Consider the following 15,823-nt stretch of genomic DNA (forward strand, 5'->3'; position numbering starts at 1 on the left):
GGGAGGGGGCGATGATACCGGGCGAAGTGATCACGGCCGAGGGCGACATCGAACTGAATGCCGGGGCCACCGCGATCACGCTGAAGGTCGCCAACACCGGCGACCGGCCGATCCAGGTCGGCAGCCACTACCATTTTTTCGAGACCAACGAGGGCCTCGCCTTCGACCGCGACAAGGCGCTCGGAATGCGCCTCGACATCGCGGCCGGCACGGCCGTGCGTTTCGAGCCGGGCCAGGAACGCGACGTGCAGCTGGTACCGCTCGGCGGCGACCGGATGGTCTATGGCTTCCAGCAGAAGGTGATGGGACCGCTCTGAATGGAGATCGTTCGCGCCTCCGGTCCCGGCATTCCGCGTCTACTCGGCGGGCTTGGCAGCGGCATAGATGACGGCGCCCTTGGCGTCGTCGAACTCGATCGCCAGCACGTCGTCGACCAGGATGCTGCGGGAATCGATGGCGTGGAACAGCATGGCGTTGCCGCGCAGTTCCTGGCGCAGCGCGCGCACGTCGTCGTCGTATTCGGCGAGCTTCTCGTCGATCGCGGCGGGAGGACCGCCTTCGGTTGCGGCCGCGTCGGGCAGGAAGACGATGTCGAGGCGGTCGAGATTGGTGACCTTGCGGACCGTCCCGGTGTTTTCGGCCGACTTCTCGATCGCCGCGATGACGCGGTCGGAATCGGCCGTCGCCTGCTGCTCCTCCTCGTGCACGTCGGAACCGACGATCTTCTCGATCGCGTCAGGCGCATCCAGCCCCTGCGCCTGCACGCGGATATCGGAGGCGACGAAGGCCACCAGCGCCGTCGCAAAGCCGAGGTGAACGAGTGCGTTCCCGCGATTCATGATGTCCAGCATGCCGTGCTCCGCTTCGCTTCCGGTTTCCTGTCGGTCTGCAGCGCCTTCAACGTCCGCATCCAAGGCAATGTTCCTCGCAAGGCGGGGACCTTTTGCGGATGCCGCCGAACTTCCAACATAAGTTACGCCGGAGCCTGATCAATGCCAGCACGGATTTCCCGTTCCTCCTACGCGCAGATGTTCGGCCCGACCGTCGGCGACCGGGTGCGGCTCGCCGACACCGAACTCTTCATCGAGGTCGAGAAGGATTTCACCGTCTACGGCGAGGAGGTGAAATTCGGCGGCGGCAAGGTCATCCGCGACGGCATGGGCCAGTCGCAGCACACCCGGGCGCAGGGCGCGGTCGACACCGTGATCACCAACGCGCTGGTGGTGGACCACACCGGCATCTACAAGGCTGACATCGGCCTGAAGGACGGGCGCATCGCGGCCATAGGCAAGGCCGGCAACCCCGACACGCAGCCCGGCGTGACCATCATCGTCGGGCCCGGCACCGAAGCGATCGCGGGCGAGGGCAGGATCCTGACGGCCGGCGGGTTCGACGCGCACATCCACTTCATCTGCCCGCAACAGATCGACGAGGCTCTGATGAGCGGGCTGACCACCATGCTCGGCGGCGGCACTGGCCCTGCGCACGGCACGCTCGCCACTACCTGCACGCCCGGCCCCTGGCACATCGGCCGCATGATCCAGTCCTTCGACGCCTTCCCGATGAACATCGGGCTTTCGGCCAAGGGCAACGCCTCGCTGCCCGCGGCACTGGAAGAGATGGTGCTTGGCGGCGCTTGCGCGCTCAAACTGCACGAGGACTGGGGCACGACGCCGGCCGCGATCGATTGCTGCCTGTCGGTGGCCGACGACTACGACGTGCAGGTGATGATCCACACCGATACGCTGAACGAGAGCGGCTTCGTGGAAAACACCGTCGCCGCCTTCAAGGATCGCACCATCCATGCTTTCCACACGGAAGGCGCCGGCGGCGGGCACGCGCCCGACATCATCAAGGTGTGCGGGCTGCCGAACGTAATCCCCTCCTCGACCAACCCGACGCGGCCCTACACGGTCAACACCATCGCCGAGCATCTCGACATGCTGATGGTGTGCCACCATCTTTCGCCATCGATCCCCGAGGACATCGCGTTCGCCGAAAGCCGCATCCGCAAGGAGACCATCGCGGCCGAGGACATCCTGCACGACATGGGCGCCTTCTCCATCATCTCGTCCGACAGCCAGGCGATGGGCCGCATCGGCGAGGTGATCATCCGCACCTGGCAGACCGCCGACAAGATGAAGCGCCAGCGCGGACGGCTGAAGGAGGAGAGCGGCGACAACGACAATTTCCGCGTGCGGCGCTACTTGGCGAAATACACCATCAATCCGGCCATCGCGCACGGCATCTCCAAGGAGATCGGCTCGATCGAAGTGGGCAAGCGCGCCGACCTCGTCTTGTGGAACCCGGCCTTCTTCGGCGTTAAGCCCGACATGGTGCTGATCGGCGGCAGCATCGCTGCAGCGCCCATGGGCGACCCGAACGCCTCGATCCCGACGCCGCAGCCCGTCCACATGCGCCCGATGTTCGGCGCCTTCGGCAAGGCGGTGACGAACTCTTCCGTCACCTTCGTCTCGAAGGCGGCGCTCGATGCCGGCTTGCGGGAAAAGCTCGGGGTGGAGAAGTCGATGGTGGCGGTGGAAAACACCCGCGGCGGCATCGGCAAGCGCTCCATGATGCTCAACGACGCCACGCCGCAGGTCGAGGTCGATCCGGAGACCTATGAGGTGCGCGCGGACGGGGAGTTGCTGACCTGCGAGCCGGCGACAGTGCTGCCGATGGCGCAGAGGTATTTCTTGTTCTGACACTCTTCGCCCGCCAGCCGCGAGCCCATTGGCTCGCGCCCACTTTCGGCGCAATATGCTCTGCATGAACAGGATCACTCGGATCGCGCGGCTCTCGGGCTATGAGGAGGACTTCGCGCTGTGGAGCGTTGAGCAGGCCGCGCTCTTGCGCGACGGCCGTTTTGACGGGCTCGACCGGGAGAATCTCGCCGAGGAGATCGAGAGCTTGGGACGGAGCGAAAAGCGCGAAATTGAAAGCCGGTTGAACGTCGCCATCGTCCACCTTCTGAAATGGAGGTTTCAGCCCGAAAAGCGGAAGAGCGGCTGGAAGGCTTCGATCCTGGAGGCGCGTCGAGGATTGTTGCGCACACTGCGCGAGAGCCCGAGCCTCAAGGCATATCCATCGGACGTGGTCCATGAAGAGTATGAAAGCGCCCGCATGAAGGCCGCAGACGAGACCGGCCTCCCCGAAGACGCGTTCCCCGCAGCCTGCCCCTTTACGATCGAACAGATCCTCGATCCCGGCTTCCTGCCGGACGCGCCCTGAGCGGCGCTCCCCTTCGTCCTCCAGCCAAGGCAAATCGGACTGCCCATGATCTACGTCGTCGCCACGCTCACCATCAAGCCCGGCTCGCTGGAGGCGCTGCGCGCGCCGGCGGCTGCCTGCATCGCCGAGACTCTCAAGGAGAAGGGCTGCATCGCCTACGAACTGCACCAGAGCCTCTCCGATCCCGAGAAGCTCGTCTTCGTCGAAAAGTGGGAGACGCGCGAGGATCTCACCGCGCATTCTAAGCAGCCGCATTTGGCGGTCTGGCGCGATGCGAGCGCGCCGCATCTGGTCTCGCGGGCGATCGAGATTGTCCACGCCGACAAGGTGGAGGAGTTCTGAACTCGCACCGCAAAGGCTGGCGTGGTAAGGGTTCGGTCATGGGAAAGGCTCTCGAGAAACCGCAAGACACGCTCTACGAGCGTGATTTCCACGCCTGGCTGATGGACCAGGCCGGAAAGCTGCGCGCGCGGTCGGGAAACGACATCGACTGGGACAACCTCGCGGAGGAGGTCGAGAGCGTGGGACGCAGCCAGAAGCGTGAGATCGCCAAGCGGCTCGGTGTCCTGCTGATGCACCTGCTCAAATGGGAGCACCAGCCGGGGCGGCGAAGCCACAGTTGGCAATCGACGATTTCGGAACAGCGCGCCCATCTTCAGGGCCTGATCGAAACCAGCCCCAGCCTGGTTCGGTATCCCGACGAGGCGCTCGACTGGTCGTATCGCTGGGCGGTGCGGCATGCGGCCCGCGAGACCGAGCTCCCGGCCTCGGCCTTCCCGCCGGAGCCACCCTATACGGCTGCGCAAGCTCTGGACGACCTTTTCATGCCCGGGCCGCCCTTCAAGGCGGACGAGCTCATCCGCGATTGAGGAAACTGCCCATGTACCAAGCCGTCGGAGCACCGGGGTCGCGCCTGACCCGCGTCCTGTGGATGCTGGAGGAACTCGGCGAGCCCTACGAGATCGTCAAGGCCAAGCAGCATTCCGAGACGATGCGGCGCTACAATCCGAGCGGCAAGATGCCGGCGCTGGTCGACGGCGACTTCGTGCTGACGGATTCGGCCGCGATCTGTACCTATCTTTCGAAGAAACATGCCGAAAAGGGCTTTGGACCGGAGCCGGGCCTGCGCGGCGAGGCCGAGATGGAGGCCTGGATGCAGTTCGCGCAGTCGGAGCTGGAGGCGCCGCTGTGGAACAAGCTACGCCACAAGTTCATCCTGCCGGAAACTTACCGCGCCGACGTGAGCGCGGCCACCGCGCACGACTTCGCCAATGAGGTCAAGGCGCTGGAGGCCAAGCTCGGCGGGCGGACCTACGCGCTGGGTGACCGATTCTCGGCCGCCGACGTCATCCTGGGCCATTGCGGCCAGTGGGCGCGCGGCGGCAAGTTCGCGGTGGAGTCCGACGAGGTGAACGCATACTTCGAGCGGGTGCTCGGCCGGCCGGCGCTGGCTCGCGCCCGCGAACGGGAAAAGGAAACCGCCGCCGCATGAAACTCTCGCTCAACGCCGACTTCACCAAGCTGCCCCGCGCCGGCCAAATGGTGCGCCGCGCCGATCTCGAGGCGGAAGCAGATCGTCCCATGCCCTTCGACGTGGCCGTGCTCGCCCATGACGAGCGGCATCTGCGGCGCCGCGTGATCCCGCTCGCGCATGGCGACAAGCTTCTGGTGGACCTGCCAGAGCCGGTGTCGCTCGACAATGGCGACCAACTGGTTCTCGATGACGGGCGGCGCGCCGAGATCATCGCGGCGGAGGAGGAGGTCTACGAGATCCGGGCGAAAAATCCGGTGCACTTGGCCGAACTCGCCTGGCACATAGGCAACCGGCATCTCGCCGCGCAGATCGAGGCGGACCGCATTCTCATCCTGCGCGACCACGTCATCAAGGCGATGCTGGAGGGGCTTGGCGCGACGGTGACGGACATTTCGGAGCCGTTCCAGCCGGTGCGCGGCGCCTATTCCGGCCATTCGCATGGGCATGATCACGGGCACGGCCATCACGACCATGGCCACGGCGAGGGCGACAGCCACGGACGCTTGCCGGGCGACCCGCACTACGGCCACAACCATGCCTGACGCGCCGCCGCGCGGACGTCGACACCTTCAGGAAGCGAGACGCACCTGCCCGGAATGAGCTTCTTCGATCCCCGCACCCGAAGCCGGAGCCACCGCAACCGCAAGCTCTACGCGACCTACGAGATCGCCTACACCGCCGTCGACGTGATCGCGGCGCTGCTCTTCATCGTCGGATCGGTCCTGTTCTTCTGGCAGTCGCTCTCCATCCCCGCGACCTGGTGCTTCCTGATCGGTTCGATCTTCTTCGCGCTGAAACCGACGCTGCGGATCGTGCGCGAGTTCCACATGCTGGCCGAGGGCGACTACGAGGACCTCGAGGAGGGCAAGGGCTGATGGCCGACGCGCTGCTTCGCCTGATGGCATGGCTGTCGCCGGCCTTCCCGGTCGGCTCCTTCAGTTACAGCCACGGTCTTGAACGGGCGGTGCAGGACGGTCAGGTCGCGGGTCCCGACGGGCTGGGGGCGTGGATCGAGGCACTGGTGACCCAGGGTTCAGCGTGGAACGATGCGGCGCTGTTCGCCGAAAGCTGGCGCCGCGCCGGAGCCGGCGGGGATGTCGGCGACATCGTGGCGCTCGCCGAAGCGTTGGCGGGCTCGCGGGAACGCCACATGGAGGCGACGCTGCAGGGCGGCGCCTTCGTGCAGGCGGCGCAAGCATGGGGGGCTGCGCTGGCACCGGTAGCCCCACCCCCGGCCCCTTCCCAAAAGGGGGAGGAGGACATCGAGACGGATGATCGGTTCCCGACGCCCCTGCCCGAAAACTGCCCCTATCCGGTCGCGGTGGGCGCCACCGCGGGCCGCCACCGCGTGCCGCTGGAAGATGCGCTCGCGGCCTACCTCCAGGCCTTCGCGTCGAACCAGTTGCAGGCCGCGATCCGCCTCGGCGTCATCGGGCAGAGCGATGCAGCCCGGTTGCTCGCCGGGTTCGAACCGGTCCTCGTGGCGACCGCCGCACGGGCAGCGATATCCACGCTCGACGATCTCGGCTCCTGCACCTTCATGGCCGAGATCGGGGCGATGAAGCATGAGACGCAATATTCGAGGCTTTTTCGGTCGTGAACGAGACGAAGGCGCGTGTTTTTGCTGCTCGAACGCTGAGTCGCCTGGTGGGCGAGTCCGTTTCTCAGGTGGGCCACTCCGTCGGTTCGGTCATCAACGTTGGAATAGGTCCGACACGTCCGCGAAGAACGAAGTCTCGACGAAGCGTCCGCCGACCCCACCACCGATGGGATCGCAGCGCGAAGACGGATTTCCTTCTCTGGACCATAGCGTGGCGCTTGCATTCGGGTGGTTCGGTACGTCTTGATGGTGAGAGGACGCTCGACCGCCGCATCAAGCGCGAGATTGGCGGATTGGTTGGAAAACGGATCGTCGGCGTTCGCTGGTGCGACGCCCTGCTTCAGTTCGCACTGATATTTGGGCGCGGGTCGTTTCTGATGGTGGACCTCAAGAAGCCGTATATTCTAGATGGCGATGACTGGACGCGGTTCGTTCATAACTCATCGGTGTCCAGGAGCGGAAGCGAAGGCCGTTTCCTTGTTTCGATAAAGTAGCCACGACGGAGGTCGCACATGAACCCCACCGGCCCTCTTCGCATCGGCATCGGCGGACCCGTCGGCTCCGGCAAGACGACGCTGACGGAAAAGCTCTGCAAGGCGATGCGCGAGCACTTCTCCATCGCGGTCGTGACGAACGACATCTACACCAAGGAAGACGCCATGATGCTGGCGCGGCTCCAGGCGCTGCCCGAGGAGCGCATCATGGGGGTGGAGACCGGCGGCTGCCCGCACACGGCCATCCGTGAGGATGCCTCGATCAACCTCCAGGCGATCGCCGAGATGAACCGGAAATTCCCCGACCTCGACATCGTCTTCATCGAATCCGGCGGCGACAACCTCGCCGCGACCTTCTCGCCCGACCTCGCCGACATCACGCTCTACGTCATCTCGGTGTGCCAGGGCGAGGAGATCCCGCGCAAGGGCGGGCCCGGCATCACGCGCTCGGATTTCCTCGTCATCAACAAGAGCGACCTCGCGCCCTACGTGAACGTCGACCTCGACGTGATGGAACGCGACGCGGCGAAAATGCGCGGCGCGAGGCCCTTCGGCTTCACCGACCTGTCGCGCGGGCGGGGGCTCGACGCGGTGGTGAAGTTCATCGTCGAGATGGGCGGTTTGGAGGCGGGAAGGTCGGCGGCCTGAGGAGCGTGGTTCTCACTTCGGCAGGTTCGGGAAGCACGTGCCGCCTGGCTCTCGCGGGCATCATGTCGCCCCGGCACATGCGGTGATGCGGCAGCATCCGGCACGTCGCTCGCCTTGGCGCGGACGGATCGCCGATCGATCTCGAAACCTGGCTCAGACAGGCAGCATGAACCGCTCCGACGCAAGACCGGAAGCGCGTTCATCATGGGTGACCAGATACGGACGTCGCGATCAGCTTCCGGCGCAGACTCAGAAAAGCAGGAACAGATGCGGGATCGCACCCACCTCCTGGGCCTCTTCGATGGCCTCGAGCACCGGGATCGCGGCCAGGAAGACGAGACCGTCGACAAAGGTGACGCGAAACCGACGGGTCTGGAACGTCACTTCTGCGTCGTCGCGATAGATCAACGGATTGGGCAGAAAGCGCGGAACGCGCTGCAGGTAGGAAAGATACTCGCCGCCCAGCTTCGCGGACAGGAATCGTTCCTCGCGCCGGGCCACGAAATAGAACGCTGCCGCACACACCACCATAAACAGGCAGGCGACGACGTAACTGCCCGTCTGCGCCCCGACGCCGGCGGCCGCTATCGAGGAAAAGACATACAGCGGATTGCGGCTGACGGAGTAGGGCCCGGTCGACACGACCTCAGCCGACTTGCGCCCGCCAATGTAGAGCGTCGCCCAAAGCCGTCCGCCGATCCCGATCAGGATAAGCACGAGGCCAAGCGTCTCGATGTACTCATGCATCAACTCGTCGTGAAGCGATCCCACGAAGACCAAAGTCGCGAAGGCGATCACGATGATGACTGCGAGGATGGCACGTCGGGCAGCCTGGTATCGCGACAAATCGCCTGCGTCTTCGGAATTCACCCGTCTCTCCACTGAATCGTTCGAGAAATTGCTGGCTACGCTGGCGAGAAACCGTGGCTATAGTCCGGTTGGCGCCGTCATCATTTGATTGCCACCGCGTGCCATCGTCAACCCCTTGGCCTTCCCCTTGACGCCCTCTTGCCCCCTCGCGGAGCCCGCCGGATTCCCTCATAGTAGGCTTGCCAAACCACGCACGGTCGCCTCTCCAGCGCCAAGTCTCATCCGGAAACAAGCAGAATGAACCTTACCGGCCGCCAGTATCTCGCCATTCCGGGTCCGTCCGTGGTGCCGGACCGGGTGCTGAACGCGATGCATCGCGCCTCGCCCGACATCTACACCGGCGAACTGCACGAGATGATGCCGGGGCTCTGCGAGGACCTGAAACAGGTGGCGCGCACGACGCATCATGTCGCCATCTACGTCGCCAACGGGCATGGCGCCTGGGAGGCGGCGAACACCAATCTGTTCAGTCCCGGCGATCATGCGCTGGCGCTCGTCACCGGCCGGTTCGGCGAGGGGTGGGCGCAGTCGGCCGAGGCGCTCGGCGTGACGATGCAGCGGCTTGACTTCGGGCGCCGCAGCCCGGTCGACCCCGACGAGGTGGCGCGGGCGCTGGGCGAGGACCGGGGCGAGCGGATCAGTGTCGTGCTGATGACGCACGCCGATACCGCCACCTCGGTGCGCAACGACGTCGCCGCGGTGCGGGCGGCGATCGACCGGGCCGGCCATCCGGCGCTGCTCGCCGTGGACTGCATCGCCTCGCTCGGCTGCGACCGGTTCGAGATGGACGCGTGGGGCGTCGACGTGATGGTGTCCGCCAGCCAGAAGGGAATGATGACCCCGCCCGGTCTCGGCTTTGTATGGCTGAACGAAAAGGCGCGGCAGGCGAGTGCCGGCGCGCGCTGGCGCACTCCCTACTGGGACTGGACGCCGCGGATCGAGGCGAAGCAGTTCTACCAGCGCTTCGGCGGTACGGCGCCGACGCATCATCTCTACGGCCTGCGCGCCGCGCTCGACATGCTCGTGCGCGAGGAGGGAATCGAGGCCGCCTGGAGCCGGCACGAACGCCTCGCGCGCGCCGTCTGGTCGGCCTTCGAGGCCTGGGGCGACGGTGACGGCGAGGCCGCCGGCATCGGGCTGAACATCGCCGATCCGGCCTTCCGCTCGCACGCCGTCACTACCGTGAAGATGGCGTCTCCGCGTGCCACGCAACTGCGCGAATGGACCAAGGCCAATGCCGGCGTGACGCTGGGTATCGGGCTCGGCATGGCGCCGGAGGGCGATCCGGCCGCAGACGGCTTCATGCGGATCGCCCACATGGGGCACGTCAACACGCACATGGTGCTGGGCGCACTGGGGGCGATCGAGGCGGGCATGACCGCGCTCGGCATCCCTCACGGCGTCGGCGCGCTGTCGCGTGCGGCCGAGGCGCTGGCCTGAGGTTTTCCGCCGGCTGACGCCTTCCGGCAGGTCGCCGGGACAGCATCGTCCCAGGACATCTTGCACAAGCGGCCGCGTCGCATCAGGATGGGCCGACCACGGAGGATGCCATGTCAGTCACTGCCCTTGCCGACCGCCGACCCAACCTGCCGCACTACGAGGAGCGGGTCGATCTCGCCGCCGCCTTCCGCTGGACCGCCCGGCTTAACATGCACGAGGGCGTGGCGAACCATTTCTCGCTGGCGGTGAACGAGGATGGCTCGCAGTTCCTGATAAACCCCAACATGATGCACTTCTCGCGCATCAAGGCGAGCGATCTGCTTCTGATCGACGCCAACGATCCCGCCACCATGGAGCGTCCCGACGCGCCGGACCCGACCGCCTGGGGCCTCCACGGCGCGGTCCACCGGCGCGTGCCGCATGCGCGTTGCGCGATCCACGTCCACTCCGTCCATGCCACCGTCCTCGCTTCGCTGGCGGATTCGACGCTGCCGCCGATCGACCAGAACTCGGCGATGTTCTTCGAGCGCATCGTCGTGGACGGGGATTATGGCGGGCTGGCCTTCGAGGAGGAGGGCGAGCGCTGCGCCAGCCTGTTCTCCGACCCGAAGGTCAAGGTGATGGTGATGGGCAATCACGGCGTGCTGGTGATCGGCGAGACGGTGGCCGAAACCTTCGACCGGCTCTATTATTTCGAGCGGTCCTGCGAAACCTACATCAAGGCGCTGTGGACCGGAAAGCCGCTGCGGGTGCTGCCGGACGAGGTCGCCCGCACGGTGGCGCGGCAGATGGACGAGTACCCGGTCGCCTCGGCGTCGCGGCACCTGTCGGAACTGAAGGCGATCCTCGACGAACAGGAGCCGGCCTACAGGAACTGAAGCGCGTCAGCTCTCCGGGCCGTAGACGCGGCCGAAGTAGAGAGCGGCGAGCGAGGCGGCGATCAGCAGGGCGAGGCCGACGCCTTCTTCACCCAGGATCATCACGGACATGGTGGCGATCATCATCCGACCTCGCTCTAGCGATCTGGCTCCGGGCAATGAACGGGAAATCGGCGCCCGTGTTCCCTTCAGATCGGGATGTTTGATCGCCGGCTGATCGGGCGCCGGCTGCGATTGTTCGATGGCACGACGCGCGCTACGAATGGTGTGCCACGATGCCCGCCGAAAGACGCTCCAGGGATGAGAGCGTCGCGGCACCGGCGGTGGTGGGGGGATCTTCCGTGCCGACCATGCGCGCCCGCGTCCACATGCATCTCGAGCCCGCCGCGTGGCCGCACAAGGGGCTGTCGCCGGTCAACAAGGTTCTGGCGGCGCTGATCCTGCTCGCGGTGTTCTTCGCGGTGGTGGAGACCGAACCGATCGTGGTGGAGCGCCGCGGCGCCGCCATCCTGACGATCGAGGCCTTCTTCACGATCGTGTTTCTCGTCGAATATGTCCTGCGGGTATGGATCGCCCCTGAAAAGCCGGCCTACGCGGGACGTTTCGGGCGGCTGCGCTACATTGTCTCCGTGCCGGCGCTGATAGACCTGGTCGCGCTGTTGCCCGGCCTCTTCGTCTTCATCGGCAGCGAGGCGTTCGTGGTGCGGCTCTTCCGGCTGCTGCGCATCCTGCGGCTGGCGCGGCTAGGCCGCTTCTCGATGGCGATCCACGCGATCACCGATGCGATGAAATCGCGGCAATACGAATTGCTGATGAGCCTGACGATCGCCGGCATCCTGCTTTTGATTTCCTCGACCCTGCTCTATCTGATCGAGGGGAGCGCTCAGCCGGACCGGTTCGGCAGCATCCCGCGCGCCATGTGGTGGTCGGTCGCGACGCTGACCACCGTCGGCTACGGAGATGTTTATCCAGTCACGCCCTTGGGGCGGATACTGGCGGGCCTCACCGCCATCACCGGCATCGGCCTGATCGCGATGCCCACCGGCATCCTCGCCGCGGCGTTTTCGGACGCGATCCAGACGCAGCGCAAGGAGGAACGCGACGACGTGAAGGGGGATGGCAGGTGAGATCACCACGCCGTCGTGGCATCGGTCTCGTGCCGGCAGGAGGCATGGAAGGTGTCGAATCCGGTCGGGGGTTGATCGCGACTTCGCGATCCCCAAGCATGCTACGGCTTGCAATCAACATCTAAGTGTCCGGTTATTACCATTTATGCGAAAATGCTAATAACAACCGCTTGAAAATTCTTCTATCCCGGTTATTACCACTTAAGCGAAAGCGGTGATAACACATGCAGCCGATCTCCCACATCTATCAGACGGTGTATAGCGAATTGGCTGAGAGGGCGCTGGATGCCACTTTCAAATCGGATTTCGATCTTCGCGGCCGCTTCGTCATTCAGGAGGTGAAGGGTCGGAGATACTGGTACTTCGATCTGCCGGAGGATGGCACCAAGAAGAGGACTTATGTCGGCCCGGTCGACGACGAAGAGATCACGCGTCGGGTAGAAAATTTCAAGGACCTCAAGGCGGACAACCGTGAACGGCGCCGGCTTGTGAGCACATTGGTACGGGAAGCCTATCTTCCGCGCGCCGAAGCCCTCACTGGTGATATCATTAAGGCACTCGCAGCGGCCGGCTTCTTTCGCTTGCGGGGCGTCCTGATCGGCACGGTCGCATATCAATGTTATCCGCCGCTCATCGGTGTCAGACTGCCAAATACAGCGATGGTCACCAGCGACGCAGACTTTGCCCAGTTTCACTCCATTTCCGTAGCCGTTGGAGACGCGATGCCGCCGATCTTGGAAACCCTGCGGGCGGTGGACGAGACTTTCCGGGAGATTCCCGATCGGATCGATGGCCGCAAGACGACCCGGTTCGCGAACCGCGCCGGCTACAAGGTCGAATTCCTGACGTCTAACACCGGATCGGACGACTACGGCGGCAAGCCCACCGCGATGCCCGCCCTCGGCGGTGCGTCGGCACAGCCGCTGCGTTTTCTCGATTTCCTCATTCATCAACCGATGCGGGGAGTGCTTCTTCACGGTGCCGGCGTGCCGGTTCTGGTGCCTTCCCCCGAACGCTACGCCATTCACAAGCTGATCGTCTCCAGCCGCCGCCGCATGGATGACGACCGACCGTCAAAGAGCCGCAAGGATGTCGCCCAAGCCACGGCGATCATCGTTGCGATGATGGAGCAGCGCCGCGGAGACGATGTGGCGGATGCCTTCATGGAGGCTCGCGACCGCTGGCCTGCGTGGCGCGAGGCTCTTCTGGATGGGCTGTCTTCGATCGAAGATGGCGCACGCGCGACCGTCACGGCCGGGCTGTCGAGAGGGATCGTCAATCTCGGTAGCGATCCGGAGGCATACGGACTAAAACGGTCCGCGAACGACGACGATAAGGAAAGCGAACTGCGCCGATGATTACATTGAGCGTCGAATTCCCATAGGCCTAGGTCCCGTACAGAGCCCGCCTCCGCGAACCATTGCCCCGGAGCATCTGGACCGCATGATCCGGAACGTTATCCTTCAGAGATGGCGGGTCAATTCAATCCCGGGCGAAGAAGCAAGACTTCGCGGCATCGCGCATCCCTGCCCGATCAGATGTCCAGATTGGCGACGCTCAGCGCGTTGTCCTGGATGAACTCGCGGCGCGGTTCGACCTCGTCGCCCATGAGGCGGGAGAAGAGGGAGTCCGCGTCGGTGGCGTCCGCGACCTTCACCTGGAGCAGCGAGCGCACGTTGGGGTCGAGCGTGGTTTCCCACAGCTGCTCGGCGTTCATTTCGCCCAGACCCTTGTAGCGCTGCATCGACAGGCCCTTGCGGCCGGTGGCGAAGACGCCTTCGAGCAGGTGGAGCGGTCCCGTGATCAGCTCTGACTTGTCCTTGCGGCGCAGCGTCGGAAGCTCGCCGTAGATCTCGCCCAGGCGCGGCGCATAGCGCTGCAGGGCGCGGGCGTCGGCCGAGGAAATGAGCCCCATGTCGAGGACGACCGCCTCCTTGACGCCGCGCACGGTGCGCTCGAGCACGTAGCCGCCCTGTCCCTCGTTCGAGGTGGAGGTGCGGCCGGTCCAGCCGCGCTCGGTCTCCTCGGCGATGGCGTCGAGCCGCGCGGCGATACGCTCGGCCATGTCGTTGGCGCGTCCGAGGTCGAGGAAGATTGCGGGGTCCAGTGCGCCGGCGATCGCCGCCTGCCCCACGACCTCGCGGCTGTAGCGCGTGTGCAGTCCGTTGACGAGCGAGCGCACGGCGAGCGCGTCGTCGATGAGGGAGCGCAGATCCTGGCCGGCGCGAACCTCGCCCGAGGCGAGTTCCAGCGAGGCTTCGTCGAGGCCCGAATTGATCAGGTATTCCTCGAAGGCCGGCTCGTCCTTGATGTATTGCGAGCTCTTGCCGCGCGACACCTTGTAGAGGGGCGGCTGGGCTATGTAGAGGTGCCCGCGCTCGATCAGCTCCGGCATCTGGCGGAAGAAGAAGGTCAGGAGCAGGGTGCGGATGTGGGCGCCGTCGACGTCGGCGTCCGTCATGATGATGATCTTGTGGTAGCGCAGCTTGTCGGCGTTGAACTCGTCCTTGCCGATCGAGGTGCCGAGCGCGGTGATCAGCGTGCCGATCATGTCGGAACCCAGCATGCGGTCGAAGCGGGCGCGTTCCACGTTGAGGATCTTGCCGCGCAGCGGCAGGATCGCCTGGTTCTGGCGCGAACGGCCACCCTTGGCCGATCCGCCGGCCGAGTCGCCCTCGACGATGAAGATTTCGGACTTGGCCGGATCGCGCTCCTGGCAGTCGGCGAGCTTGCCGGGCAGCGAGGTGATATCGAGCACGCCCTTGCGTCGGGTGAGCTCGCGCGCCTTGCGCGCCGCCTCGCGCGCCGCGGCCGCCTCGATCACCTTGCCGATCAGCACCTTGGCCTCGGCCGGATGTTCCTCGAACCAGGTGCCGAGCGCCTCGTTGACGAGGCTTTCGACAACAGGCCGCACCTCCGACGAGACGAGCTTGTCCTTCGTCTGGGAGGAGAATTTCGGGTCCGGCACCTTGACCGACAGCACCGCCGTCAGCCCTTCGCGGCAATCGTCGCCGGTGAGCGATACCTTTTCCTTCTTGAGCGCGCCGGAGTGCTCTGCATAGCTGGTGACCTGGCGCGTCAGCGCGCCGCGGAAGCCGGCCAGATGCGTGCCGCCATCGCGCTGCGGGATGTTGTTGGTGAAGGCCAGCACGTTCTCGTGGTAGCTGTCGTTCCACCACATCGCGACCTCGACGGTGATGCCGTCGCGCTCCGCGCGGATGGCGATCGGATCGGCGATGAGGGGCTTCTTCGACCGGTCGAGATACTTGACGAATTCCTCGAGCCCGCCCTCGTAGAACAGTTCGACCTTCTTCTCGTCGGCATGGCGCCGGTCGGTCAGGAGGATGCGCACGCCCGAGTTCAGGAAGGCCAGCTCGCGCAGCCGGTGCTCCAGCGTGCCGAAGTCGAACTCCACCATGGTGAACGTCTCGGAGGACGGCATAAACGAGATCTCGGTGCCGGTCTCGTCGCCCGCCTCGCCGGTCACTGCGAGCGGGCCGTCGGCGACACCGTGGGTGAACGACATCTCGTGGATCTTGCCCTTGCGGCGGATCTTCATCTTCAGCCACACCGACAGCGCGTTGACCACCGAGACGCCGACGCCGTGCAGGCCGCCGGAGACCTTGTAGGAGTTCTGGTCGAACTTCCCGCCGGCGTGGAGCTGCGTCATGATGACCTCGGCGGCCGAGACGCCTTCGGTGTGCATATCGGTCGGGATGCCGCGGCCGTTGTCGGTCACCGAGCAGGAACCGTCCGCGTTGAGCGTCACCGTCACTCGGGTCGCATGACCGGCCAGCGCCTCGTCGATGGCGTTGTCGACCACCTCGTAGACCATGTGATGCAGGCCCGAGCCATCATCGGTGTCGCCGATGTACATGCCGGGCCGCTTGCGCACGGCATCCAGCCCCTTGAGAACCTTGATGGAATCCGCGCCATATTCGGCCGGTGCGCCGGGAAGTTCTACGGACGTTTCGCTCATGAAAACCTGTCGTCTTGAGATC

The 15,823-nt window shown here is 65.2% G+C and carries 17 protein-coding genes; 14 read left to right on the forward strand and 3 right to left on the reverse strand.

The window, feature by feature from the left end; genetic code table 11:
• Nucleotides 1-11 precede the first annotated feature (11 nt).
• On the forward strand, nucleotides 12-317 hold the full coding sequence (locus BSQ44_RS05875) for an urease subunit beta (RefSeq protein WP_072602366.1): 306 nt from the start codon (nucleotides 12-14) through the stop codon (nucleotides 315-317).
• A gap of 39 nt (nucleotides 318-356) precedes the next feature.
• On the opposite strand, the gene BSQ44_RS05880 is transcribed toward BSQ44_RS05875, so the two are convergent.
• Nucleotides 357-851 carry a hypothetical protein gene (locus BSQ44_RS05880; protein ID WP_235633354.1) on the reverse strand — a complete coding sequence of 165 codons (495 nt, stop codon included), beginning with the start codon at nucleotides 849-851 and terminating at the stop codon, nucleotides 357-359.
• A 141-nt stretch (nucleotides 852-992) separates the two neighbouring features.
• Here BSQ44_RS05880 and ureC point away from each other — a divergent pair, with 141 nt between their 5' ends.
• From ureC to ureG, 9 genes are all read left to right on the forward strand, one after another.
• Complete coding sequence (ureC, locus tag BSQ44_RS05885) at nucleotides 993-2,705, forward strand: urease subunit alpha (protein WP_072602367.1); 1,713 nt, start codon at nucleotides 993-995, stop codon at nucleotides 2,703-2,705.
• Between the two features lie 64 nt (nucleotides 2,706-2,769).
• The gene (locus BSQ44_RS05890; RefSeq protein WP_072607891.1) at nucleotides 2,770-3,231 is read left to right on the forward strand and encodes a DUF29 domain-containing protein; all 462 of its coding nucleotides are present in this window, start codon (nucleotides 2,770-2,772) and stop codon (nucleotides 3,229-3,231) included.
• A gap of 45 nt (nucleotides 3,232-3,276) precedes the next feature.
• A complete protein-coding gene (locus BSQ44_RS05895; protein WP_072602368.1) occupies nucleotides 3,277-3,573 on the forward strand; it encodes a putative quinol monooxygenase in 297 nt (98 codons plus the stop codon).
• 38 nt (nucleotides 3,574-3,611) lie between these two features.
• Complete coding sequence (locus BSQ44_RS05900) at nucleotides 3,612-4,100, forward strand: DUF29 domain-containing protein (protein ID WP_072602369.1); 489 nt, start codon at nucleotides 3,612-3,614, stop codon at nucleotides 4,098-4,100.
• An 11-nt stretch (nucleotides 4,101-4,111) separates the two neighbouring features.
• Complete coding sequence (locus BSQ44_RS05905) at nucleotides 4,112-4,723, forward strand: glutathione S-transferase family protein (RefSeq protein WP_072602370.1); 612 nt, start codon at nucleotides 4,112-4,114, stop codon at nucleotides 4,721-4,723.
• Nucleotides 4,720-5,307: an urease accessory protein UreE gene (ureE, locus tag BSQ44_RS05910; protein WP_072602371.1), complete on the forward strand. Its 588-nt coding sequence runs from the start codon at nucleotides 4,720-4,722 to the stop codon at nucleotides 5,305-5,307. The genes BSQ44_RS05905 and ureE overlap by 4 nt, the downstream gene beginning before the upstream one ends.
• Nucleotides 5,308-5,361: 54 nt before the next feature.
• Nucleotides 5,362-5,640, forward strand: coding sequence for a YrhK family protein (locus BSQ44_RS05915; RefSeq protein ID WP_072602372.1), 279 nt, complete (start codon nucleotides 5,362-5,364; stop codon nucleotides 5,638-5,640).
• Complete coding sequence (locus tag BSQ44_RS05920) at nucleotides 5,640-6,365, forward strand: urease accessory protein UreF (protein WP_072602373.1); 726 nt, start codon at nucleotides 5,640-5,642, stop codon at nucleotides 6,363-6,365. The genes BSQ44_RS05915 and BSQ44_RS05920 overlap by 1 nt, the downstream gene beginning before the upstream one ends.
• A 512-nt stretch (nucleotides 6,366-6,877) precedes the next feature.
• Nucleotides 6,878-7,507, forward strand: a complete 630-nt coding sequence (gene ureG, locus BSQ44_RS05930; protein WP_072602375.1) for an urease accessory protein UreG — start codon at nucleotides 6,878-6,880, stop codon at nucleotides 7,505-7,507.
• Between the two features lie 249 nt (nucleotides 7,508-7,756).
• Here the strand turns inward: ureG and BSQ44_RS05935 are convergent, their stop codons facing one another.
• Complete coding sequence (locus tag BSQ44_RS05935; protein ID WP_235633355.1) at nucleotides 7,757-8,305, reverse strand: methyltransferase family protein; 549 nt, start codon at nucleotides 8,303-8,305, stop codon at nucleotides 7,757-7,759.
• A gap of 309 nt (nucleotides 8,306-8,614) precedes the next feature.
• On the opposite strand from BSQ44_RS05935, the gene BSQ44_RS05940 reads away from it, so the two are divergent.
• The 4 genes from BSQ44_RS05940 to BSQ44_RS05955 all read left to right on the forward strand — a co-directional run bounded on the left by BSQ44_RS05940 (nucleotide 8,615) and on the right by BSQ44_RS05955 (nucleotide 13,180).
• On the forward strand, nucleotides 8,615-9,817 hold the full coding sequence (locus tag BSQ44_RS05940) for a pyridoxal-phosphate-dependent aminotransferase family protein (RefSeq protein ID WP_072602377.1): 1,203 nt from the start codon (nucleotides 8,615-8,617) through the stop codon (nucleotides 9,815-9,817).
• 110 nt (nucleotides 9,818-9,927) lie between these two features.
• The gene (locus tag BSQ44_RS05945; RefSeq protein WP_072602378.1) at nucleotides 9,928-10,695 is read left to right on the forward strand and encodes a class II aldolase and adducin N-terminal domain-containing protein; all 768 of its coding nucleotides are present in this window, start codon (nucleotides 9,928-9,930) and stop codon (nucleotides 10,693-10,695) included.
• A gap of 275 nt (nucleotides 10,696-10,970) precedes the next feature.
• Nucleotides 10,971-11,822 (forward strand): potassium channel family protein, encoded by an 852-nt coding sequence (locus BSQ44_RS05950; RefSeq protein ID WP_269466417.1) that lies wholly within the window; start codon nucleotides 10,971-10,973, stop codon nucleotides 11,820-11,822.
• A 224-nt stretch (nucleotides 11,823-12,046) separates the two neighbouring features.
• Nucleotides 12,047-13,180 (forward strand): nucleotidyltransferase family protein, encoded by a 1,134-nt coding sequence (locus BSQ44_RS05955; protein ID WP_072602380.1) that lies wholly within the window; start codon nucleotides 12,047-12,049, stop codon nucleotides 13,178-13,180.
• 176 nt (nucleotides 13,181-13,356) lie between these two features.
• On the opposite strand, the gene gyrB is transcribed toward BSQ44_RS05955, so the two are convergent.
• Nucleotides 13,357-15,801: a DNA topoisomerase (ATP-hydrolyzing) subunit B gene (gene gyrB / locus BSQ44_RS05960; RefSeq protein ID WP_072602381.1), complete on the reverse strand. Its 2,445-nt coding sequence runs from the start codon at nucleotides 15,799-15,801 to the stop codon at nucleotides 13,357-13,359.
• Between the last annotated feature and the right edge of the window lie 22 nt (nucleotides 15,802-15,823).

This window comes from Aquibium oceanicum (assembly GCF_001889605.1).
Lineage (GTDB): Bacteria > Pseudomonadota > Alphaproteobacteria > Rhizobiales > Rhizobiaceae > Aquibium > Aquibium oceanicum.

What these genes read in the sequence shown, in the direction of transcription:
- ureC (WP_072602367.1), top strand. Translation starts at nt 993, where the DNA reads ATGCCAGCACGGATTTCCCGTTCCTCCTACGCGCAGATGTTCGGCCCG.
- BSQ44_RS05890 (WP_072607891.1), top strand. Translation starts at nt 2,770, where the DNA reads ATGAACAGGATCACTCGGATCGCGCGGCTCTCGGGCTATGAGGAGGAC.
- ureE (WP_072602371.1), top strand. Translation starts at nt 4,720, where the DNA reads ATGAAACTCTCGCTCAACGCCGACTTCACCAAGCTGCCCCGCGCCGGC.
- BSQ44_RS05895 (WP_072602368.1), top strand. Translation starts at nt 3,277, where the DNA reads ATGATCTACGTCGTCGCCACGCTCACCATCAAGCCCGGCTCGCTGGAG.
- BSQ44_RS05945 (WP_072602378.1), top strand. Translation starts at nt 9,928, where the DNA reads ATGTCAGTCACTGCCCTTGCCGACCGCCGACCCAACCTGCCGCACTAC.
- BSQ44_RS05875 (WP_072602366.1), top strand. Translation starts at nt 12, where the DNA reads ATGATACCGGGCGAAGTGATCACGGCCGAGGGCGACATCGAACTGAAT.
- BSQ44_RS05915 (WP_072602372.1), top strand. Translation starts at nt 5,362, where the DNA reads ATGAGCTTCTTCGATCCCCGCACCCGAAGCCGGAGCCACCGCAACCGC.
- BSQ44_RS05900 (WP_072602369.1), top strand. Translation starts at nt 3,612, where the DNA reads ATGGGAAAGGCTCTCGAGAAACCGCAAGACACGCTCTACGAGCGTGAT.
- BSQ44_RS05955 (WP_072602380.1), top strand. Translation starts at nt 12,047, where the DNA reads ATGCAGCCGATCTCCCACATCTATCAGACGGTGTATAGCGAATTGGCT.
- gyrB (WP_072602381.1), bottom strand. Translation starts at nt 15,801, where the DNA reads ATGAGCGAAACGTCCGTAGAACTTCCCGGCGCACCGGCCGAATATGGC.
- BSQ44_RS05950 (WP_269466417.1), top strand. Translation starts at nt 10,971, where the DNA reads ATGCCCGCCGAAAGACGCTCCAGGGATGAGAGCGTCGCGGCACCGGCG.
- BSQ44_RS05905 (WP_072602370.1), top strand. Translation starts at nt 4,112, where the DNA reads ATGTACCAAGCCGTCGGAGCACCGGGGTCGCGCCTGACCCGCGTCCTG.
- BSQ44_RS05920 (WP_072602373.1), top strand. Translation starts at nt 5,640, where the DNA reads ATGGCCGACGCGCTGCTTCGCCTGATGGCATGGCTGTCGCCGGCCTTC.
- ureG (WP_072602375.1), top strand. Translation starts at nt 6,878, where the DNA reads ATGAACCCCACCGGCCCTCTTCGCATCGGCATCGGCGGACCCGTCGGC.
- BSQ44_RS05880 (WP_235633354.1), bottom strand. Translation starts at nt 851, where the DNA reads ATGCTGGACATCATGAATCGCGGGAACGCACTCGTTCACCTCGGCTTT.
- BSQ44_RS05940 (WP_072602377.1), top strand. Translation starts at nt 8,615, where the DNA reads ATGAACCTTACCGGCCGCCAGTATCTCGCCATTCCGGGTCCGTCCGTG.